24 protein-coding genes and 1 pseudogene are annotated in these 20,376 nt (G+C 70.0%); 13 read left to right on the forward strand and 12 right to left on the reverse strand.

Annotated elements, in window-relative coordinates; genetic code table 11:
* Positions 1 to 5 precede the first annotated feature (5 nt).
* Entirely contained in the window at positions 6 to 278 is a 273-nt protein-coding gene (locus G9C83_RS06875; protein ID WP_167245356.1) for an MOFRL family protein, read from the forward strand.
* Here G9C83_RS06875 and G9C83_RS06880 read toward each other — a convergent pair whose 3' ends face one another.
* Positions 279 to 617: a hypothetical protein gene (locus G9C83_RS06880; RefSeq protein ID WP_208288432.1), complete on the reverse strand. Its 339-nt coding sequence runs from the start codon at positions 615 to 617 to the stop codon at positions 279 to 281.
* A gap of 295 nt (positions 618 to 912) precedes the next feature.
* Here G9C83_RS06880 and G9C83_RS06885 point away from each other — a divergent pair, with 295 nt between their 5' ends.
* From G9C83_RS06885 to G9C83_RS06895, 3 genes are read left to right on the forward strand one after another with little or no spacing between them, the layout of a single operon-like run.
* Entirely contained in the window at positions 913 to 1,959 is a 1,047-nt protein-coding gene (locus tag G9C83_RS06885; protein ID WP_167245357.1) for an ATP-binding protein, read from the forward strand.
* Between the two features lie 34 nt (positions 1,960 to 1,993).
* Positions 1,994 to 3,145, forward strand: a complete 1,152-nt coding sequence (locus G9C83_RS06890; RefSeq protein WP_167245358.1) for a thiolase family protein — start codon at positions 1,994 to 1,996, stop codon at positions 3,143 to 3,145.
* Positions 3,142 to 3,507 (forward strand): OB-fold domain-containing protein, encoded by a 366-nt coding sequence (locus tag G9C83_RS06895; protein WP_167245359.1) that lies wholly within the window; start codon positions 3,142 to 3,144, stop codon positions 3,505 to 3,507. Before G9C83_RS06890 ends, G9C83_RS06895 begins: the two co-directional genes overlap by 4 nt.
* Here the strand turns inward: G9C83_RS06895 and G9C83_RS06900 are convergent.
* The 3 genes from G9C83_RS06900 to G9C83_RS06910 all read right to left on the reverse strand — a co-directional run bounded on the left by G9C83_RS06900 (position 3,504) and on the right by G9C83_RS06910 (position 6,162).
* Complete coding sequence (locus tag G9C83_RS06900; RefSeq protein ID WP_167245360.1) at positions 3,504 to 3,704, reverse strand: hypothetical protein; 201 nt, start codon at positions 3,702 to 3,704, stop codon at positions 3,504 to 3,506. The two genes, G9C83_RS06895 and G9C83_RS06900, sit on opposite strands and share 4 nt — an antisense overlap.
* Positions 3,705 to 3,818: 114 nt before the next feature.
* Complete coding sequence (locus G9C83_RS06905) at positions 3,819 to 5,012, reverse strand: GNAT family N-acetyltransferase (RefSeq protein ID WP_167245361.1); 1,194 nt, start codon at positions 5,010 to 5,012, stop codon at positions 3,819 to 3,821.
* 49 nt (positions 5,013 to 5,061) lie between these two features.
* The gene (locus tag G9C83_RS06910; RefSeq protein WP_167245362.1) at positions 5,062 to 6,162 is read right to left on the reverse strand and encodes an NADH:flavin oxidoreductase/NADH oxidase; all 1,101 of its coding nucleotides are present in this window, start codon (positions 6,160 to 6,162) and stop codon (positions 5,062 to 5,064) included.
* A gap of 132 nt (positions 6,163 to 6,294) precedes the next feature.
* On the opposite strand from G9C83_RS06910, the gene G9C83_RS06915 reads away from it, so the two are divergent.
* Positions 6,295 to 6,966, forward strand: a complete 672-nt coding sequence (locus G9C83_RS06915; protein ID WP_167245363.1) for a hypothetical protein — start codon at positions 6,295 to 6,297, stop codon at positions 6,964 to 6,966.
* Here the strand turns inward: G9C83_RS06915 and G9C83_RS16030 are convergent.
* From G9C83_RS16030 to G9C83_RS06935, 4 genes are all read right to left on the reverse strand, one after another.
* Entirely contained in the window at positions 6,963 to 7,247 is a 285-nt protein-coding gene (locus G9C83_RS16030) for a hypothetical protein (protein ID WP_243837912.1), read from the reverse strand. The genes G9C83_RS06915 and G9C83_RS16030 overlap by 4 nt on opposite strands.
* Before the next feature lie 49 nt (positions 7,248 to 7,296).
* Complete coding sequence (locus G9C83_RS06925) at positions 7,297 to 7,938, reverse strand: nitroreductase family protein (RefSeq protein WP_167245364.1); 642 nt, start codon at positions 7,936 to 7,938, stop codon at positions 7,297 to 7,299.
* Positions 7,939 to 8,087: 149 nt separating this feature from the next.
* A complete protein-coding gene (locus tag G9C83_RS06930) occupies positions 8,088 to 8,444 on the reverse strand; it encodes a DsrE family protein (protein ID WP_167245365.1) in 357 nt (118 codons plus the stop codon).
* Positions 8,445 to 8,525: 81 nt separating this feature from the next.
* Positions 8,526 to 9,962 carry a dihydrolipoyl dehydrogenase gene (locus G9C83_RS06935; RefSeq protein ID WP_167245366.1) on the reverse strand — a complete coding sequence of 479 codons (1,437 nt, stop codon included), beginning with the start codon at positions 9,960 to 9,962 and terminating at the stop codon, positions 8,526 to 8,528.
* A 99-nt stretch (positions 9,963 to 10,061) separates the two neighbouring features.
* On the opposite strand from G9C83_RS06935, the gene G9C83_RS06940 reads away from it, so the two are divergent.
* A complete protein-coding gene (locus tag G9C83_RS06940) occupies positions 10,062 to 10,745 on the forward strand; it encodes a haloacid dehalogenase type II (protein WP_167245367.1) in 684 nt (227 codons plus the stop codon).
* Between the two features lie 79 nt (positions 10,746 to 10,824).
* Positions 10,825 to 11,691 (forward strand): transcription initiation factor IIB family protein, encoded by an 867-nt coding sequence (locus G9C83_RS06945; protein ID WP_167245368.1) that lies wholly within the window; start codon positions 10,825 to 10,827, stop codon positions 11,689 to 11,691.
* A gap of 51 nt (positions 11,692 to 11,742) precedes the next feature.
* On the opposite strand, the gene G9C83_RS06950 is transcribed toward G9C83_RS06945, so the two are convergent.
* A complete protein-coding gene (locus G9C83_RS06950) occupies positions 11,743 to 12,519 on the reverse strand; it encodes a nitrilase-related carbon-nitrogen hydrolase (RefSeq protein WP_167245369.1) in 777 nt (258 codons plus the stop codon).
* Between the two features lie 96 nt (positions 12,520 to 12,615).
* Here G9C83_RS06950 and G9C83_RS06955 point away from each other — a divergent pair, with 96 nt between their 5' ends.
* On the forward strand, positions 12,616 to 14,061 hold the full coding sequence (locus tag G9C83_RS06955; RefSeq protein ID WP_167245370.1) for an aldehyde dehydrogenase family protein: 1,446 nt from the start codon (positions 12,616 to 12,618) through the stop codon (positions 14,059 to 14,061).
* 24 nt (positions 14,062 to 14,085) lie between these two features.
* Here G9C83_RS06955 and G9C83_RS06960 read toward each other — a convergent pair.
* Positions 14,086 to 14,349: pseudogene (locus G9C83_RS06960) on the reverse strand (ZIP family metal transporter); the annotation flags it as partial.
* 221 nt (positions 14,350 to 14,570) lie between these two features.
* Between G9C83_RS06960 and G9C83_RS06965 the strand changes: the two are divergent.
* From G9C83_RS06965 to G9C83_RS06975, 3 genes are all read left to right on the forward strand, one after another.
* The gene (locus tag G9C83_RS06965; RefSeq protein ID WP_167245699.1) at positions 14,571 to 14,876 is read left to right on the forward strand and encodes a MazG-like family protein; all 306 of its coding nucleotides are present in this window, start codon (positions 14,571 to 14,573) and stop codon (positions 14,874 to 14,876) included.
* 66 nt (positions 14,877 to 14,942) lie between these two features.
* Positions 14,943 to 17,039 carry an acetate--CoA ligase gene (locus tag G9C83_RS06970; RefSeq protein ID WP_167245371.1) on the forward strand — a complete coding sequence of 699 codons (2,097 nt, stop codon included), beginning with the start codon at positions 14,943 to 14,945 and terminating at the stop codon, positions 17,037 to 17,039.
* Complete coding sequence (locus G9C83_RS06975; RefSeq protein ID WP_167245372.1) at positions 17,036 to 18,097, forward strand: phosphotransacetylase family protein; 1,062 nt, start codon at positions 17,036 to 17,038, stop codon at positions 18,095 to 18,097. The genes G9C83_RS06970 and G9C83_RS06975 overlap by 4 nt, the downstream gene beginning before the upstream one ends.
* Here the strand turns inward: G9C83_RS06975 and G9C83_RS06980 are convergent.
* Entirely contained in the window at positions 18,094 to 18,489 is a 396-nt protein-coding gene (locus tag G9C83_RS06980; protein WP_167245373.1) for a chemotaxis protein CheW, read from the reverse strand. The two genes, G9C83_RS06975 and G9C83_RS06980, sit on opposite strands and share 4 nt — an antisense overlap.
* Positions 18,490 to 18,647: 158 nt before the next feature.
* Here G9C83_RS06980 and G9C83_RS06985 point away from each other — a divergent pair, with 158 nt between their 5' ends.
* Both G9C83_RS06985 and G9C83_RS06990 read left to right on the forward strand, forming a co-directional pair.
* Complete coding sequence (locus G9C83_RS06985; protein ID WP_167245374.1) at positions 18,648 to 18,989, forward strand: helix-turn-helix domain-containing protein; 342 nt, start codon at positions 18,648 to 18,650, stop codon at positions 18,987 to 18,989.
* 91 nt (positions 18,990 to 19,080) lie between these two features.
* On the forward strand, positions 19,081 to 19,380 hold the full coding sequence (locus G9C83_RS06990) for a hypothetical protein (protein WP_167245375.1): 300 nt from the start codon (positions 19,081 to 19,083) through the stop codon (positions 19,378 to 19,380).
* A 28-nt stretch (positions 19,381 to 19,408) separates the two neighbouring features.
* Here G9C83_RS06990 and G9C83_RS06995 read toward each other — a convergent pair whose 3' ends face one another.
* On the reverse strand, positions 19,409 to 20,353 hold the full coding sequence (locus G9C83_RS06995) for a MinD/ParA family protein (RefSeq protein WP_167245376.1): 945 nt from the start codon (positions 20,351 to 20,353) through the stop codon (positions 19,409 to 19,411).
* Positions 20,354 to 20,376 lie beyond the last annotated feature (23 nt).

Here is a 20,376-nt window from a genome sequence, read left to right on the forward strand (position 1 = left end):
CGTACGTGCTCGCGGACGGCTCGACCGCGCTCGCCGCCGCCGGTCGCCTCCCCGACGGCGCGGCGTTCGCGTGCGTCGACACGGACGGCGTGAACGTCGCCAGCGAGTACGCCGGCGCAGTCGTGGATAGCGAGACGGTCGCCGACCCGGCCGCTGCCCGTGCGGCGCTCCGCGAGAACGACTCCGGTGGCTTCCTCGCCGGTCGGAACGCGTCGATTCGCGCCGGCGCGACGGGCACGAACGTCAACGACCTGCGCGTGCTGGTCGTCGAGGCGTAGCTACTGGTCGGCGAGCCACGACAGCGCTTCGTCGTTGCTCGCGAAAATCCGGTACTCGTAGTCGGGGTCGATGGCGTTCAACTGTTCCTCGATGCGTTCGTTGTCCATCTTCGCGATGGCGGAGTCGGCGTAGACGCCGGCCGCTGCGCGGACGCCGTTCTCGACGAGGTTCGGGACCCACGTCTCAGCGAGCCACCGCTTGTCCTCCTCGTCGTGCGCGGAGATTGCTTGGGTGTTCACGACGTACCGCTCGGCGCCGCGTTCGAGGACGGTGTCCGCCCACTCGCGGGCGATCTCCCGGAGGTCGTCCCCGGAGACGTACTCCTCGTACGTGAACACCGGAATGCCGTGTTCGTCGTCGACTTCGACAGTGTGCTCGTCGGTCTGCTGGAGTGTCTACATCGCTACCGGAACAGCTCAAATCGGTCACTTAAGAGTTGCCCGCCAGTTATTGCTCGCGATACCGCCGCGGTCTGAACGAACCCGCTTCCCGAATAGAGAACGGACAGGAAGAATCGATTTTGGCTGACGGAAGGACTCTTTCAATCTCGTACAGAAAACGTGCATACTGTAATAGGGAATTTTACCTGACAAGTGGAAAGTATGAAACGCCGTCGATTCGAACGGACGCCCGATGGAAGGACACGACTCGGACGCCCTCGAACGCGGCGGGGACGCCGCCCGGTTCCGGTACCTCTTCGAGAACGTGCAGGACGCGATCGTGGAGTTCGAGCTCCGAGACGAGGAGCCGTTCGTCGCGACGGTCAACGACTCGTTCTGCGAGCTGTTCGGCGCGGACCGCCAGGAAGTCCTGGGCGAGTCGCTGAACGACCTCATCGTCCCGAGCGAGTACGGCAGCGAGAGCAGCCGCTTCGACCAGCGCACGGCCGCCGGGAAGCCGAACTACGCCATCGTGGACCGCCGCACCGAAGACGGCCTGAAGACGCTGCTCTACCGCGGCATCCCGTACGACGGCGGCGACGGCGGGTTCGCGCTGTACACGGACCTCACGGACGAAATCCGCCAGGAGCGGGAGCTCGCCGTGCTCAACCGCGTGCTCCGGTACAACCTCTCCGAGGAGGTGGACGCGCTGCTCGAACACGCCGAGCGGCTCGCGGACGGCGTCGACGACCCCGCGCTCGCCGACGACGCCGCGGCGGTCCGGGAGCGGGCGCTCGCGCTCTACCGCACGAGCGAGGAGGCCAGGGACGTCGAGCGCGTGCTAGACGCCGACCCCGCCCTCGAACCCACAGACCTCGGCGACGTCGTAGACGGCGCGCTCGGCGACCTCCAGCTCGCCGAGTACGCGGACGTGCGCGTCGACGTCGGGGACGTCCCGCAGGTGCTCTCGGGAGGGCACCTCGACCGCGCCGTCGCGGCGCTCGTCGACAACGCGATTCGGTACGCGGACGCGCAGACGCCGGAAGTCAGGATAACCGCCGAGCGCACGGGCGAGACGGTCGCGCTGACGGTGAGCGACGACGGCCCGGGGCTCCCGGACGACGAGCGCCGCCTGCTCACGGGCGAGGTCGACGTGACGCCGCTGGACCACGGGAGCGGTCTCGGCCTCTGGCTGGTGCGCTGGATCGTCACCGCCTACGACGGCGCCGTCTCGTACACCGAGAACGACGGCGGCGGCAGCGACGTGACGCTGGCGCTCGCGGCGGCGCGGCGAACCTGAAAGCGTAAAGACCCCGCTCCGAGTTGGACGGGGTATGGACCGCGTAGCGATTATCGGTGCGTCGATGACGGAGTTCGGCGACCGCGACGCCTGGGTGCGGGAGTTGCTGGCGGAGGCCGGCGACGCCGCGCTGCGGGACGCGGGCGTCGACGGCGGCGACCTCGACCACCTCTACGTCTCGAACATGGCCAGCGGCGAGTTCGAGGGGCAGACCGGCGTCCCGAACGCGCTCGCCCACGACCTCGGCGCGCTCGGCGCGTACACCCAGCGCGTCGACCAGACGAGCGCCTCGGGCGGCGCGGGCATCTACGCCGCGTGGCAGTCTATCGCCTCGGGCGCGAGCGAGATGACGCTGCTCGTCGGCGGCGAGAAGATGACCCACAAGACAACGGGCGAAGCCACCGACGTCATCGCCAGCCTCACCCACCCCGTCGAGTACAAGCACGGCGTCACGCTCCCGAGTTTCGCCGGCCTCACGGCGCGCAAGTACCTCGACCAGTACGACGCGCCCCGGGAGAGCCTCGGGAAGGTCGCCGTGAAGAACCACCGCAACGGCGTCGACAACCCCCACGCGCAGTTCCGCAAGGAGGTCGACCTGGAGACGGTTCTCGACTCGCCGATCGTCGCGGACCCGCTGCGGCTGTACGACTTCTGCCCGATCACGGACGGCAGCGCTGCCCTCCTCTTCTGCCCGGAGTCCGTCGCCGAGCAGTACACCGACGACTACGTCGTCGTCTCCGGCATCGGCGGCGCGACGGACACTCACGTCGTCCACGAGCGCGAGGACCCGACGACGATGAACGGCGTCGTCGAATCCTCCGACATCGCCTACGAGATGGCCGACCGCGGCCCCGAGGACGTCGACTTCGCGGAGCTCCACGACATGTTCACCATCCTGGAGTTCCTCCAGAGCGAGGACCTCGGCTTCTTCGAGAAGGGCGAGGGCTGGAAGGCCGTCGAGGACGGCGTCACCGACCGCGACGGCGACCTCCCCGTCAACACGTCTGGGGGACTCAAGTCGAAGGGCCACCCGCTCGGCGCGAGCGGCGTCGCACAGGCGTACGAACTGTACGTGCAGTTGCTCGGTGACGCCGGCGACCGGCAGGTCGATGGGAGCGTCGGCCTCGCCTGCAACGTCGGCGGGTTCGGCAACTGCGTGACCACCACCATCCTCGAACAGCCATGAGCTTCGACGCACACCGCTGCCCGAACGGCCACGTCACGTACCCCGGACACACGCGCTGTCCGGAGTGCGGGGAGGAACAGACCGAGACCGTCGACCTCACCGACCGCACCGGAGCGGTCGTCACCTGGACGACCTCGCAGGCGACGCCGCCGGGCGTCCGGGAGCCGAACCACCTCGCCATCGTCGAGTTCGAAGTCGAGGGCGAGTCCGTGCGCGCGCTCGGCCAGCTCGCGACCGCCGACGGCGTCGAAATCGGCTCCGAGGTCGAACCCGTCTACGAGGAGGAGCTCCGGGACCCCGAGGCGGGCATCCGCGAGCCCGCGAGCCACGAGTGGGACGGCTACCGGTTCGAGCCGGTTTAGCTCCCGCCGGGCGTCACGTCGCTGACGACCGCGCCGAGCTTCTCGACGCCGCCGTCGACGAACGACCGCACGGAGCCCAGGATTTCGCCCACGAAGTCCGGCACGGGTTCGGGCAGGTCCGTCGGCGGACCGGCCTGCGCGACGTTGTTCGCGAAGTCGATACCGGCCGTCGACAGCACGTTTGCGAGTTCTATCATTGCACTCGTACCCGAGAGCCCCACGGATAAGGAGGGTGCAGTCGCTGACGCCTGGTTCTCTCGATTTCAGCCCAATTAGGCCCGATTAAGCGCGGGTTCGCGTCCCGAGTGCGCTCAGAACCCTTCGCGGAGGAACGTCGGCCGTTCCGGGAGCGCGTCCGCGAGGTTCGCGACTGCGGATTCGTCGCCGGTCAGGTCGCCGACCGCCGCGAGGTCGCGAGCGCTCCGGTAGCCGGCGGCGAGCTGTGAGAGCGTGCCGACGCCGAGCCTGACGTCCGCACTCCCGGAGTCCACGGCCTCGACCGTCGCCTCGCCGTCCGCGACGGCGAATCGGAACGCGCCGTCGTTCCAGTCCGCGAGCGGGTCGTCGACGTCGAGCACGAGGTCGATGGCGGCGTCCGCGGGGTAGGAGAGCGCTTCGAGCGCATCCGGGACGTCGACGAGTCGCACCATCGGGCAGAGGTGGAGTTCGGCGTCCACGTCGTCGGTGTCGGGCAGCAGGTCGAGCAGGTCCTCGTCCGGGTGCGTCCAGAGGTGGAGGGCGTCGACCTGGGAGTCGTGGTCGGCGAGGAACCGCAGGAGCGCGAGCCGGGCGTCGTGGTCGACGCACGCCCAGTCGCGCACGCGGAGCGCGGTCTCGTCGCCGTCCTCGAAGGTGTACGTGACCCACGCGGCGAGCTCGCCGTCGCGCTCGAAGCCGTACGCGTACGGGTCGTCGTCCCAGCCCGCGAACACGCGCTTGCGCCACCACTCCTCGGTGCGGTCCATCGTGAGCTCGTAGCGCTCGCCGTGGGCGTCGTGGACGGCGTCCGCGCGCTCCCAGTCGTCGGCAGTCAGTTCGACGAACTCGCCGTGGCCGTGGGCGGGCGCGAACGACAGCGCCGCGGGGTCGAGTTCGTGTTTCACGGCGCGCGTGCAGGTCGCCCAGCCGTACTGCGCGTAGAACGAGCGCTTGAACGGCCACAGCGCCGAGAGGTAGACGTCCTCGCTGCGGGAGTGTTCGAGGCTCCCGGCGAGCAGGTCGCGGACGTGGCCGCGGCGGCGGCGCTCGGGCGGGCTCGCGACCACGGAGAGGCCGTGGAGGTCGTGGACGTCCCCGCGGAGACGCGTGCGGAAGTCGATGTGCTTGCACGTGGTCAGGAGGTCGTCGCCGTCGTAGAGGCCGTAGCGGTCGCCGACCTGCCAGGGAGCGGGGACGTCGTCGGGGTCGAACTCCTCGACGGGGCCGGCGTCGGGCCGGAACGCGTACGTGACCAGCGTGTGGAAGGCCTCGCGGTCGCTTTCGGGGACGGACCGGAACTCGGGCATACCACCAGCACCGCGGGACGGCGGCTTGAAACTGACGGGACCGTGCGAGTTACTCGAACGCGCGGTGGTACTGGATGGGGACGTCGACGGCGTCCTCTCGGCCGAGTTCCTTCGCGGCGTGCAGCGGGAAGTAGGGGTCGCGGAGGAACTCGCGGCCGACGATGGCGAGGTCGGCGCGGTCGTTGCGGATGACGGCGTCGGCCTGTTCGGCGGACGTGATGCCGCCGACAGTGCCGACCTTGATGTCGGTGTCGCGGCCGTTCCGGATGTGTTCGGCGAACCGGAGCTGGTAGTTCGGACCGGTCCACTCGATGTCCTGGTCGGGGTGAATCCCGCCGGAGGAGACGTCGACGAGGTCGGCGCCGGCCTCGTAGAGGTCGTCCGCGAGGCGTGCGGACTGCTTGACGTCCCAGGAGTCGCGGTCGTCGAGCCAGTCGGTCGCGGAGATGCGCACGAAGACGGCCCTGTCCTCGCCCATCGCCTCGCGGACGGCTTCCGTGACCTCGCGGACGACGCGAGTACGGTTCTCGAAACTGCCGCCGTACTCGTCGTCGCGGTCGTTGGTCACCGGCGAGAGGAACTCGTGGAGGAGGTACCCGTGGGCCGCGTGGACCTCCGCGATTTCGAAGCCGGCCTCGCGGGAGCGCCGGGCGGCCTCGCGGAACGACTCGATTACCTCGTCGATGCCGTCGTCGTCGAGGGCTTCGGTCGCGGGCGGCTCCTGCTCGTAGGGCCACGGCTCGTCGGAGGGGCCGACGACCGTCCAGCCGCCCTCGTCGGGGTAGACCGGCTCGCTGCCCTCCCACGGCCGGGACTTCGAGGCCTTCCGGCCGGCGTGCGCGAGCTGGATGCCGGGGGTCGCGCCCTGGGACTTCACGAAGTCGACGACGGGTTCGAGCGCGTCGCGGTGCTCGTCGCTCCAGATGCCGAGGTCCTCGGGCGTGATGCGTCCGCGGGCCTCGACGGCGGTGGCCTCTGTCATCACGATGCCGGCGCCGCCGGTGGCCCGCGATCCGAGGTGGACGCGGTGCCAGTCGGTCGCGAGGCCGTCGCGGTCCTCGACGGAGTACTGGCACATCGGGGACACGACGAATCGGTTCCGGGCGGTCACGTCTCGCAACTCGAGCGGCGAGAAGACGTCGTCTGTCATTGCGTCGTCGTAGCGCCGCTGGTGGTTTAGCCGCGGTGAACGAGGGCCTGATTGCCGATTCCCCGAGTTGTTTTTCCCAACTCGAAACCTTCCAAATCTTTATTACTTCGGTCGGCGTGGATACGCGTATCGATGACAGACAGGTCCACGGCCGCCGGGTGGGTCGACGACCGCGCCACCTTCGCGGCCGCCCTCGACGACCTCAAGTCGACGGGGTGTCTGCTGCTCGTCCTCGAAGCCGGCGGCAGCGACGCCGGCGACGACGGCTGCCGGCGGCTGCTCGGCGACGACGCCGTCGACGAGCGCAAGCGCCTGTTCGTCCGCAGTCAGGCCGACCCCGATACCCCCGGCCCGTCGGCGGACGGCAGCAGCGAGCGCACGCTCGTCTACCAGTCTACGGGCCGGAGCGCCGGCGCGGCCCAGTCGGCGTCCTCGGGCTCGGCGACTACGGTCGTCGCGGGCGTGGACGCGCTGGAGGACGCCGCCGAGCGCGAAATCGAAGCCCTCGCACCGCTCGGCGGCTACGAGGACGGTCAGCTCCGCGTCTGCGTGGACGCGCTCGGCACGCTCCTCGAGGACGACGACCTGCTGTCCGTCCTGGAGTTCACGAAGACGCTGGGGGACGCGGCCCGCGAGCGCAGCGGCATCGCGCACGTCCACGTCGACCAGCACGTCGCCGGGATGGCGGTCGAGGCGCTGCTACCGCAGTTCGACGCCGTCGTCGAGGTCGGCGGCGACGAGGACGCCCGGCAGCGCTGGCACCTCCCCGACGAGTCGCTGTCGACGGCGTGGCTCGAACTCTAGTCCTCTAGTTCCGACTCCTCCTCGGCGGTTCCCGTCCCCGTCTGCTTCCCCGAGGGCGACTCTCCGTCTCCGGTCTCGTCGCCACCCTCGCTCTCTTCGGCGTGTGCTTCGTGGTCCTCGGCACCGCTCTCACTGGCGACTTCGACTTCGGCTTCCACTTCGATCTCGAGGCCGGGCGCTTCGAGTTCGGCCTCGAACTCGTCGTACTCGCCGGCTTCGACTTCGAGCTCCGCGCTGTCGACCTCGATTTCGACCTCCGCGTCGACGTACGTGTCGGGCATAGTCGAGAACACGGCGCGGAGGGAGGTAAACGACAGGGCCGACTGGACCTTAGAAGGACTCGCGGTGGAGGACTTCGGCGACGCCGCGGCGCGGCAGGCGCTCGGGCTCGTCGCCGCCGCTCGGGCCGACGGCGACGAGGACGACGGGCACCGTGTCCTCGGGGAGGTCGACGAACTCCGCGGCGGCCTCGAAGTCGAAGCCGGTCATCGGCGTCGCGGTGAGGCCGCGGGCGTGCGCGGACAGCAGGAGGTTCTGCGCGGCGAGGCCGGCGTTTCGCATCGCGTAGTCGCGGCCCGCGCGCTCGCTCTCGTAGCTGGCGACGGTCTGTTCCTTGAGTTCCTCGCCGGTCTCGGCGTCGAAGCGGCCGGCCTCGACCCACTCCTCGAAGACGCGGTCGGCGGTCTTCGGCTCGGTGTGGCCGGCGACGAGAATCGACGTGCCGGCCTCCCGGATGTGCTCCTGGCCGTACGCGATGTCGACGAGTTCGTCGAGGCGGTCGTCGTCCCGAATCGCGACGAACTCCCACGGCTGGAGGTTGTACGACGACGGCGCGAGCGTCGCGTCCTCGACGAGCGCTTCCAGCGTCTCGCCGTCGACGTCCGCGTCGGGGTCGAAGTTGTGCCCGGAGCGTCGGCTGTGGAGTGCGTCGATTACGGCGTCCGTGCTCGATCTCTGGTGTGCCTCTGACATCGGATTACTATACGTTACCCAGACCGAGGGGGTTGACGCTCCCAGCGCGTCCCGCCGATTGACGTGTGTGAGCGCGAGCCACTGAACTCGCGGTGTCGCGACTCGGGAGTGGAAAACGCGAGAGAGGGGACGGGGAGCGCGTGTCGCGCTTAGAACGTGATTATCTCGTAGTCGTCGTCGACGAGCGAGCGAATGGAGGGGTGGCCGTCGTGCTCGTCGAGCGTGACGACGCCGGCGTCCGCGACCGCGTCCTCGACGCCGAACGCGCCCGAACAGTAGTCGCAGGCGGAGGTGTCGTCCTTGACAGCCATGTAGAGGTCGTGGTAGTCGTGGTCCTCGTCCTCGAGCTCGGGGATCCACTGCGTGCCGGCGCCGTCGAAGATGAGTTCGAGGTCGTCCTCGTCGTTCTCCGCGAACTCCTTGGCGGCTTCGAGGCCGTTGGCGATGCGTCCGAGGTTCTCGTGTCCTTCAGTCCCTGCCAGAATTACGATGGCTGCTTTCGTCATTGCGTTCCACCCGACGGGCGCCGGCCGCAAAAGGTCACGCGAACGTGCCGGTAACGAAGTTACCGGCCCGTAATCCCCGACTCAGTGGTGGTGCTGGTGCTGGTGGTCGCCGCGGCTGAACTGCCCGGAGAACGCACGCTGGACGACCTCCGGCAGCGCGGGGTGGATGTGCACCGACTCCCGGATGTCCCGTGCGGACCCCGACCCGGCCTTCATCGCGACGACGACCTCCTGAATCAGCGTCGACGCGTCCGGGCCGACGATGTGGCAGCCGAGAATCTCGCCCTCCAGGTCGACGAGCACTTTCACGAAGCCCTCGGCGTGCATCGCGTCGCCGCGCGCGGTGTCCGCGAAGTCGTAGGTGTTCGTCGCGTACTCGCGGCCCGCCGCCCGCAGTTCGGCCTCGGTGGCGCCGACGCCCGCGACCTCCGGCGACGCGAACACCGCGAACGGCATCGCCGAGTAATCCACGGGCTCGCGTTCGCGCCCGAAGACGTTGCGCGCGACGGCCTGCGCCTCGTGGTTCGCGCTGTGCTTGAGGAGGTACTCGCCGACGATGTCGCCGAGCGCCCACACGTCCTCCACGTCGGTCTCGAGGTACTCGTCGGTCGCCACGAATCCCCGGGCGTCCGTCTGGACGCCGGTCGCGTCGAGGTTCAGCGTGTCCGTGTTCGGCGTCCTCCCTGCCGCCACGAGCAGCGCGTCCCCGGTCACGGACACCGACTCGCCGCTCTCGACGCGGCCGGGGTCGTCGCCGTACTCGTACTCGCGGGCCTCCAGCGTGACGTCGCCGCCGGACTGCGAGACGCTCGTCGCCTCGTAGCCGGTGTAGACGTCGAAGCGGTCGTCGTAGCGCTCCGTGAACGCCTCCGCGACCTCCTCGTCGGCGGCCGGCAGCAGGTGCGGACGGCGGCCGACGACGGTGACGTCGCTGCCGAACGTCCCGAAGAAGTGCCCGAGCTCCGCCGCGATGTAGCCGCCGCCCACGACGACGAGATGGTCGGGCGGGGTCTCGAGCTGGAGGGCCTCCCGGCTCGTGAGGTAGTCCACGTCGCCGATGCCGTCGATCGGCGGAATCGCGGGTCGCGTGCCCGCCGCGATCAGGGCGGTGTCGGCGCGAACCCGCGCGCCGTCGTCCTCGCCGCCGGAGATCTCGACCTCGTAGTCGTCCACGAAGCGCGCCTCTCCCTCGTACAGCGTGTGCCGGTCCGACGACCGCAGGCCGCGGCGAATCGAGTCCGCGTCCGCCTGCACGTCCTCGTTGACCTTCTCGACGATGTGCTGGAAGTCGACGTCGTTCACGTCCGCGTCGATGTCGAACTCGTCCGCGCGCTCGACGGTTTCGAGGACGTCGGCGTGGTACAACAGCAGCTTCGAGGGGATACAACCCCGGTTCAGGCACGTGCCGCCGAGCGGCCCCTTCTCGACGACCGCGACCGACTGGCCCTGATTCGCGGCCACGTTCGCGACGTCTAGCCCGGACCCCGAGCCGACGACGAGGAAGTCGACTTCGTCCATACCACACGTACGTCCGCCGAAGGGAAGAAACCGCACGTCGACCCGGCCCTCGCCGGTTGCCCCGAGAGTTATCGGCTCGCGGAACGACGGTGCGCGTAGATGAGCTTCGATGCCCAGCGCGTCACGACGGTGACCTTCGACTCGTACAGCACGCTCGTGGACGTCGACGCCGCCGAGCGCGCGCTCGCCGACAGAGTCGCGGACCCCGAACCCGTCTCGCGGCTGTGGCGATCGCGATCGCTGGCGTACACGTTCGTCGCGAACCAGATCGACGCCTACCAGCCGTTCTACGAGATGAACCGGGACGCCCTCCAGTACGCTCTCGACGCCCACGGCGCGGACGTCACCACGGAGGAGCGCGACGAGATTCTCGCCGTCTACCACGAGCTCGACGTCTTCGACGACGTCCGGGACGGGCTCGAAGCGCTCGTCGACGCTGGCTACGACTGCTACGTCGTCTCGAACGGGAACCCGGAGATGCTGGATTCGATGGTCGAGCACGCCGACATCGACGACCTCCTCGAGGACACGGTGAGCGCCGACGAGGTGGAGACGTTCAAGCCCGCCGCCGAGCTGTACCGACACGCTGCCGCCCGCACGGGGACCCCTATCGGCGAAATCGCGCACGTCACGGCGGGCTGGTTCGACGTGCTCGGCGCGAGCCACGCGGGCATGCAGAGCGTCTGGGTCGACCGGAAGTCCTCGCCGTGGGAGCCGTTCGGCGGCGACCCCGACCTGACGATCGGGGACTTCCACGAACTCGTCGACGTGCTGGCGGCCTAACCTGCAGACGGCGCGGTGGGTGGTATCCGCCTCAACCCCGAGCTATTTGTCCCCGCGTGACACACACCGGGACGATTAGATGACGACCGACGAGACGAGCGTCGAGCCACAGACAGTCGGCGACGCGCTCGACCGGATTCAGAACGCCGCGACGGCGCTCGGCGTCCCCGCCGAGACCACCGAGACCGCCGTCACCGTGTTCCGCCGGCACCGGGACGAGCGCGCCGCCCACGCCCACAACGTCGCGACGACCGCCGCGGCCTGTCTCTACGTCGCGTGCAAGGTCGAGCGCGTCCCTCGCACGGTCGACGAGTTCGTGGAGGCGACCGGCGTCGACCGCACGCAGCTCCTGCGGCGCGCGAAGGAGGTGACCAGCGAGCTCGGCATCGACCTCTCCGGGTTCGCGGACGCCTCCCAGTACGTCGACAGGTACGCCGGCGACCTCGGGCTCCCCGAGCGCATCGCCGACCGCGCTCGCGAGGTCGTCGACTGCTGCGAGGACGCCGGCATCGCGGGCGGGAAGTCCCCGAGCGGGTGGGCGGCCGCCGCCGTCTACAACGCCTGCGTGGAGGCGGACTTGGACGTCCGACAGGACACTCTCACCGAACTCGCCGACGTCACGCACGTCACCATCCGGAACCGCTACAAGGAGCAACGCGAGGTGCTGCGCGAACGGAACCCGCCGCCGGCGACTGCCATCGACGCGGTCGACTGGTACCGCGAGTACCTCCCGGCGTCGAACTACGTGGCGTCGACGGCCCGAGATCTGCTGCGGGCCGCCGAGCACCTCGACCTCGACGACGAGCCCGCTGCGTGGGCGGCCGCGGCGCTCCGAGTCGCCGGCGAGCGCGCGGGCGCGCCCATCGGGATGAAGGCGCTGAAGACGCCCGCAGGCTGCTCGTCGACGGACATTCACGAGCGTGCGAGCGAACTCGAAGCACTGTAGGCGGGACTGTTCTCGTGGGTTTCGCGTTCGCGGCGGAGCGGAGCCGTGGGCTCAGGCGTCCTTGGAGAGAACGGGGATGAACGCGCGCTGTTCGGCCAGCACGTCGGGGTCGAGGTCGGCCACGAGCGTGCGCTCGTCGCGGTTGAGCGCGGCGCTGACGGCGCCGTCCGGCCGCACGACCGCGGACTTCCCGGCGTAGTCGACGGCGCGGGCGTCCGGGAGGTCACGCCGGCCGGTGCGGCCACAGCCCACGACCCAGCGGACGCCGTCGAGCGCGCGGGCGCGCAGGAGGAGCCGCCAGTTCTCGCTGTGCTCGCCGGGCCACGCGCCGACGACGAAGAGGGCGTCGGCGCGATCGCGGGCGAACGCCGCGCTCACGTCCACGAAGTTGAGGTCGTAGCAGGTCACGAGCCCGGTCTCCCCGACTGGGGTCTCGACGGTCACGGCCTCGTCGCCGGCGGCGAGCACGTCGGCCTCGCCGCTCCAGAGGTTCCGCTTCCGGTAGTACGCGCGCTCACCGTCGCTGTCGACGTAGACGACGGTGTTGTAGTAGTCGTCGCCGGCGTCCTCGACGAACCCGGCGAGGAGACTCACGCCGTAGTCGGCGGCGGAGGCGGCGAGGCGGTCGAGTTCGTCGCCGTCGCGGGCGAGCGCGGCGTCGTAGACGCGGTCGTCGGCGACGAACCCCGTGAGCGCGTACTCGGGGAACAGCGCGACGTCCACGCGGGCGTCGAGGGCGGCGAGCCGTTCGCCGACGGTGGCGAGGTTGGCGGCCGGGTCGAGGTCCGCGACGTCGGTCTGACAGGCGGCGACGGTCGGTGTCGGCACGCCGCCGAGTCGGCGCGCAGCCGGCAAAAACCCGGCGGATGTGTTTTAATACGAATTTGAGTAAAGTCTTTACCCGGGGCGCGCCAACCTCGGAGTATGGAACGAGAGGCCATCCGTCGCCGGGAGCGACTGTACGCGGGCGGCGAGTGGGTCGCGGGGCCGGACACCTTCCCCGTGACCGACCTCGCCGACGGCGGCACGTTCGCGGAGGTCGCCGCGGCCGACGAGGCGGCCGCCGAGCGGGCGCTCGCCGCCGCGGAGGACGCGAAGGCGACTCTCCGAGAGACCACGATTCCGCAGCGCTGCGAGTGGCTGCAGGCCATCGCCGACGGCCTGCGCGACCGCAAGACCGAGCTCGCCGAGGTCATCGTCCGCGAGGCCGGCAAGCCCATCTCGTCGGCGCGCGGCGAGGTCGACGCCGCCGCCGAGCGCTTCGAGCGCGCGAAAGAGGAGATCCGTCACCTCAAGGGCGAGTACCGCGAGGGCACGACGAGCGGCCACGAGGGCTGGAAGGCCATCGTGAAACACGAGCCCGTCGGCGCGGTGCTCTGCATCACGCCGTACAACTACCCGCTCGCGACGACCGCGCTCCAGGTCGCGCCCGCGCTCGCCGCGGGCAACGCCGTCGTCCTCAAGCCCGCGAGCAAGACGCCCGTGAGTGCGGCCATCCTCGCGGAGATCGTCGACGAGGCCGGGCTGCCGGACGGCGCGTTCAACTTCGTGCCCGGGAAGGCCAGCGCCATCGGCGACAAGCTGGCGGGCGACGAGCGCGTGAACGCCATCGCGATGACCGGCTCCTCGGGCGCGGGCAAGCACGTCGCCTACGAGTCCGGGATGGTGAACCTCCACATGGAGCTCGGCGGGAACGCGCCCGCCGTCGTCTTCGAGGACGCCGACCTCGACGAGGCCGCGGCCGCGGCCGCGAAGGGGTCGCTGAAGTACGCCGGCCAGCGCTGCTCGGCGGTCTCGCGCGTGCTCGCTCACGACTCCGTCCACGACGACCTCGTCGAGCGCATCGACGCCGGGATGGACGACTGGGTGCAGGGCGACCTCTTCGACGAGGACACGGCTCTCGGCCCGCTCGTCAGCGAAGACCAGGCCGACTGGGTCGAGGAGCTGGTGGAGGACGCCGTCGACCGCGGCGCGACCGTCGTGCGCGGCGGCGACCGGTACGAGGAAGCCGAGGGCGTCCACGTCTTCGAGCCGACGCTGCTCGCCGACGTCCCCCAGGACGCCCGCATCGTCCACGAGGAGCAGTTCGGGCCCGTCTGCGCCGTGACGACGTTCGGTGACGACGACGAGGCGCTCGAAATCGCGAACCGCTCGGACCTCGCGCTCGACGCCTGCGTGTTCACGAGCGACTACGACCGCGCGCTCGAAATGGCCGAGCAGATCGACGCGGGCGCGGTCCGCGTCAACGGCGCCCCCTCCCACGGGCTCGGCGACATCCCGTTCGGCGGGAACGAGGACTCCGGCATCGGCCGCGAGGGCCTCGACGCCACCATCCGCGAGTTCGTCCGGAAGAAGTCCATCATTCTGTAGCGCGGCATCCGGCGGGGAACGTCCCTACGCGACGAGCAGCGGGAGCATCGCGACGACGCCCACGAGGAGGCCGGTGGCGAGTTCGCGGCGGCCGTCGTTCGGGAGCCGGCGGCCGACCTCGCGCGCTTCGGGGATGAACTCGGTGAGCACGAGGAAGACCATCGCGCCGCCGGCGAACCCGAAGCCCGCGGGGAGCAGCGAGCGCGCGATCTGGACGAACGCGAACGCCAGCACCGCGCCGATGGGTTGTGGAATGCTCGTGAACACGGCGACGCCGACGAGCGTCCAGCCCGAACCCGGACGGAGAGAGCACGATGCCGGAAGCGAGCCCCCAGAGGCCGCCGCGCCAGCGGTCGTCGACGTCGTCCACGAAGACGAACGCGAGCGCCCCCGTCAGTTCCATGCGCGGGACTACGAACGCTTGACGAACAGAATCTTACATTCCATAAACAATATTTCGGAAACTCTAAACCGGGCGAGTGAAGGTGCTCGCGGGCGCAGCCGCCGGCATGGACGAGCAAGCCCGCGTCGCCGCGTTCCTCGACGACAACGACATGCGCACGCCGCCCGCGTACCGCGTCCTCGACCTCGCCAGCGAGGTCGGTGAACTCGCGAAGAACGTCAACGAGTCCACCGAGTACGGCGCCGACGCCGCGGCCGCCGGCGTCGAGCGCGACGAGCTCGGGGACGCGCTGTTCTGCCTGCTCGCGCTCGCCGACGAGCTGGATTACGACGCGAGCGCCGCCCTGGCGGAGTCGCTGGCGAAGTACGAGGCGCGGTTGGCGGACTCCGGGACCGCGGGCTCCGGCGAGTAGCGGGTTCTCGCCGCACGGGAGTGGCGGACGCTTTTATGGCCCTGCTGGGCGTCTCTCCGAACGAAGATGGAAGACGACGCAAGCGGGCTGTTCGCGCCCGACAGAGTCGCCGTCGTCGGCGCGACCGACAGGGAGGGCGCCGTCGGCCGCGCCATCGTGACGAACCTCGCCGACTTCGACGGCGACGTCGTCGCCGTCAACCCCGGCCGCGACGAGGTGCTCGGGTACGACTGCTACCCGGACCTCCAGTCGGCCCCCGACGCCGACCTCGCCGTCGTCGTCGTGCCGCCGTCGGCGGTGGTCGACGCCGCCTGCGACGCTGGCGAGGCGGGCGTCCGGAACGTGGTGGTCATCACCGCGGGGTTCAGCGAGACCGGCAGCGAGGGCGCCGACCGCGAGCGCGAACTCGCGGCCGTCGCCGACGACTACGACCTCAACCTCGTCGGGCCGAACAGCCTCGGCGTGCTCTCCACGCCAACCGGACTGAACGCGACGTTCGGCCCGTCGAACGCGCTCCCCGGCTCGCTGTCGTTCATGAGCCAGTCGGGCGCGTTCATCACGGCCGTGCTGGACTGGGCGAACGACCAGGGAATCGGCTTCAAGGACGTGGTCAGCCTCGGCAACAAGGCCGTCATGGACGAGACGGACTTCCTCCGCCAGTGGCACGACGACCCCGAGACGAACGTCGTGCTCGGCTACCTGGAGGGCATCGAGGACGGCCGCGAGTTCATCGACACCGCCCGCGAGGTTACGAAGGACACCCCCGCTGTCGTCGTGAAGTCCGGCCGCACGGAGGCCGGCGCGCAGGCCGCGTCCTCGCACACGGGGACCATCGCGGGCAGCGAGGCCGCCTACGAGGCGGGCTTCGACCAGGCGGGCGTCGTCCGCGCGGAGAACGTCCAGGAGCTGTTCGACTTCGCGCGCGCCCTCGACGGCCTCCCGCTGCCGGACTCCGAGCGCGTCGCGGTCGTCACGAACGCCGGCGGCCCGGGCGTGATGGCGACCGACGCGGTCGGCGACGCCCGGCTCTCGATGGCGTCGTTCGACGACGACACGCTCGACGCGCTCTCGGAGACACTGCCGGACGCGGCGAACGTCTACAACCCCGTGGACGTGCTCGGGGACGCGGGCGTCGACCGGTTCGCGGAGGCCCTCGACACCGTGTTCGCGGCCGACGGTGTCGGCTGTGCGGTCGTCGTCGCCGCGCCGACCGCCGTGCTGGACTTCGAGGACCTCGCCGAGGTGCTCGCGGACAGGCAGGCCGAGCACGGCAAGCCCGTCGTGGCGTGCCTGATGGGCGGCGAGCGCACCGAGCGAGCGTCGGACGCGCTCGCCGAGGCGGGCATCCCGAACTACTTCGACCCGGCGCGCGCGGTCGGCAGCCTCGACGCGCTCGCCGTCCAGCGCGCCGTCGAGAACCGCGAGTACGAGGCGCCCGCGGAGTTCGACGTCGACCGCGAGCGCGCCCGCGAGATTCTCGACACCGCCGCCGAGCGCGACTCCCGCCGGCTCGGCGTCGAAGCGATGGACCTGCTGGACGCCTACGGCATCCCGACGCCCGAGGGCGAAGTCGTCGACGACCCCGCGGACGCCGTCTGGGTCGCCAACGACATCGAGGGCGACGTGGTGATGAAGATCGTCAGCCCGGACATCCTTCACAAGTCCGATATCGGCGGCGTCAAGGTCGGCGTCCCCGACGAGGACGTCCGGGACGCCTACGAGGACCTCGTGACGCGCGCGAAGAACTACCAGCCCGACGCCACCATCCTCGGCGTCCAGATTCAGGAGATGGTCGACACCGACGCCGGCACGGAGACGATTCTCGGCGTGAACCGCGACCCGCAGTTCGGGCCGCTCGTGCTGTTCGGGCTGGGCGGCATCTTCGTGGAGGTGCTGGAGGACACGAGCGTCCGCGTCGCGCCCGTCTCCGGGCGCGAGGCTGACGAGATGATCGACGACCTCGACTCCGCGCCGCTGCTCCGGGGCGCGCGCGGCCGCGAACCGGCCGACGAGGCAGCGATCACGGAGGCCGTCCAGCGGCTCAGTCAGCTCGTCACGGACTTCCCGGCGATACTGGAACTGGACGTCAACCCCCTGCTGGCGACCGGCGACGGCGTACAGGCGCTGGACGTGCGGCTCACGATCGACCCCGAGGAACTATGAACACGCTACTGGTCACATCCACCGAAGCAGGCACCGGCAAGACCGCGGTCGCGCTCGCGCTCGCGCGGCTCGCGAACGAACGCGGCGACGACGTCGGCTACATGAAGCCGAAGGGCACGCGGCTGGAGAGCAACGTCGGGAAGACCCTCGACGCCGACCCGATGCTCGCCCGCGAACTGCTCGACCTCGACGCCGAGATGCACGAGCTCGAACCCGTCGTCTACTCGCCGACGTTCGTCGAGGGCGCGATTCGCGGCCGCGAAGACCCCGAGGAGCTACGGACGCGCGTCCGTGAGGCCTTCGAGGGGCTCGCCGAGGGGAAGGACGCGATGGTCGTGGAGGGCGCCGACGACCTCGCGACCGGCGGCATCGTCGACCTCACGGACCCCGAGGTCGCCGAGCTGCTGGACGCCGACGTGGTCGTGCTCTCGCGGTACCGCGAGCCCGGGGACGTCGACGACGTGCTCGCGGCCGCTGACGCGCTCGGCGACCGCTGCGCGGGCGTCGTGTTCAACGCCGTCGCGGACGCCGACTACGACGACGTAGAGACGGACGTCGCGCCGTTCCTCGACGGCCGTGACGTCCCCGTGCTCGGCGTGGTCCCGCGGGACGCGGACCTCGCGGGCGTCACCGTCGCCGACCTCGCGAGCGAGCTCGGTGCGGACCTGCTCACGGAGGACGGCGTCGGCACCGACGGCCGCGTCGAGCGCTTCCTCGTCGGCGCGATGAGCGGCGAGGCCGCGCTCAGTCACTTCCGGCGGACGAAGGACGCCGCGGTCATCACGGGCGGCGACCGCGCGAACGTCCAGACCGCCGCCCTCGACTCGCCGGGCGTGACGTGTCTCGTGCTCACGGGCGGCCACCGGCCGTCGGGCGCGGTGCTCGGGAAAGCGGCGGAGGAAGGAGTTCCGGTGCTGTCGGTGCAGTCGGACACGCTGACGACCGTCGAGCGCGCCGAGAACCTCGTGCGCGGCGGTCGCGTGCGCGACGAGCGAACCGTCGACAGGATGCGAGAACTACTGCACGACCACGCGGACGTCGACGTGCTGCTCGACTAGACGAGGGCGTCCGGCTTCACCCAGACGACGAAGCGGTCGTCGCGCCGGACGACACCGCGCGTGCTCTCGGAGGCCGCCGACTCGTCGATCGCCTCCGGGTCGACGGACTCGACCTCGTGGACGTCGTCGACCAGCAGGCCCGTGCTCTCGTGCTCGGAGAGCACGACGATGCGCTTGCCGTTCGCCTCCCCGTTGATGCCGAGGCGTACGCGCGGGTCGACGACCGTCGTCGTCTCGCCGCGGAGGTCCACGACGCCGACGACGTGGGCGTCGGCGTTCGGAATCGGGGTGACGTCCTCGGTGGCGTCCACGATCTCGTCGACGTGCGCGATGTCGATGCAGTAGCGGTCCTCGCCCAGAGAGAACTCCAGCACGTCCGTCGCCGATGTCATACCGGCGACTCTGCCGCCGACCGAATTAAGCGTTGGGACTACGCCCCCGAGAAGTATTATCTAGTTAACGTCTTCTGCCGGCCGTTACCCGGCCCGCTCCGCCGTCTGTCACGACAACCCCGACACTCTTTTTTCTCTCCGCTGTCATCGTCCGCTCGATGGACCCGGTGGACGTGCTACGAGTACTCGGCAACAAGTACAACGCCGAGATCCTCGAAGCGACGCACGCCCCGAAGTCTGCCCAGGAGCTCAGCGAGGAACTCGACATCCCCATCGCGACGAGCTACCGACGCATCGAGGAACTGAGCGAGCACGACCTCCTCAAGCTGGAGGGCAAGGAGCTCTCCGACGAGGGCCGACGCACCAAGGTCTACCGCCGGCAGGTCGACGAGATCTCCGTGAAGTTCGGGGTCGACGAGACCGAGATCGAGACCACCGAACGCACCGAGGCGAAGAACGCCCTCGTCGACGTCTGGAGCGACCTGCGCTCGGAGCAGTAGCCGACCGCTCTGCGCGGATTCTCCGAGATAATAATTACGGGGACACCTTTATACGGAGACTGCGGGACGTGCGTACGAGCCACGCGAGACAATGGGCCCCATCGAAGCAATCTACCTCGTATTCAGCGCGACGCTCGCCGCCGCCGGCCTCAGCATGGTCGGGTTCGCGGTGCGCGCGTACCTCGACACCGGCCGGCACTCGATGATGCACCTCTCGGCGGGATTCGCGCTCGTCGTCGCCGCCGCCATCGGCACCACCGTCGTGGCGTTCGTCACGGACTTCGAGTACACGCGCACTCTGCTGACGGCGAACTACGTGGTCACGACCGCGGGCTACATCTTCGTCATGTACAGCATCGTCGCGCCCGAATCCGGGCGCCAGAAACCCTGAAAATCCACGGACTCCCGGCGGAACCCGTCTACGAGAACTTCGACTTCACGCGGTCGTACAGCTTCACGCGGCGCTCGGAGGCGTCGCCGTCCGCGTCCAGGCCGGCTTCCTCGATGAGGTCTTCGAGCGGAATCTCGTACACGGGGCCGTCGTCGGTGTCCTCCGCGGGCGTTCCCGGCTCTTCGGTCTCGCCGGTCGCGGGGTCGACCCACTCGAAGCCCGACGGCTCGGGCTCCGGGGGTTCCATCCCGACGCTGTCCGCGAGCTTCGCGGCGAGCCGGTCGTACGCACGGGCCGCGGGGCTGTCCGGTTTCAGCGCGACGACCGGTCGGCCCTTCCGCACCGCGAGCTTCACCGCCTCGTCGTGCGGGACGCTGACCGTCACCGCGTCGGTCGTCCCGAGCGCCGCCGCGATGCCCTCCACGTCGTCGAAGCCGCCGTCGCCCGTGCGCGTGAACACCGCGCCCACGACCGGCTTCTCCAGTTTCCCGACGAGCTTACCGGTCTTCGTGGCGTCGGTCAGCGACATCAGCTCCGCCGTCGTCACCAGCAGCACGCCGTCCGCGACGCTCATCGCCATCGCGATGTCGTAGCTCAGGCCCGCTCCCGCGTCCAGCAGCACCACGTCGTTGCGCGCGCGGAGGTACTCCACGACGCGGTGGAGGGACTTCGCGTCCGCCTCCGCGAACTGCTCTAAGTCCGTCGAACCGGGCACGAGCGTGAGGCCGTTCGTCTCGTAGGTGGCGTCGGCCGGCCCGGCGTTCCCCGAGAGCACGTCGTGGAGCGTGACGTCCGCGTCGACGCCGAGCAGGCTCGCGAGGTTCGCCATCCCGAGGTCGACGTCCACGACGGCCACGTCGAACCCGTCGTCGGCGAGCGCCACGCCGAGGTTCGCCGTGGTCGTCGACTTGCCGACGCCGCCCTTCCCGCTGGCGACGGCGAACACGTACCCGTCGCCTCCGGCCTCGTTCATCGTGCCGTTGGTAACATGCTACG

The organism is Halobacterium sp. R2-5, assembly GCF_011734195.1.
Taxonomy (GTDB): Archaea; Halobacteriota; Halobacteria; order Halobacteriales; family Halobacteriaceae; genus Halobacterium.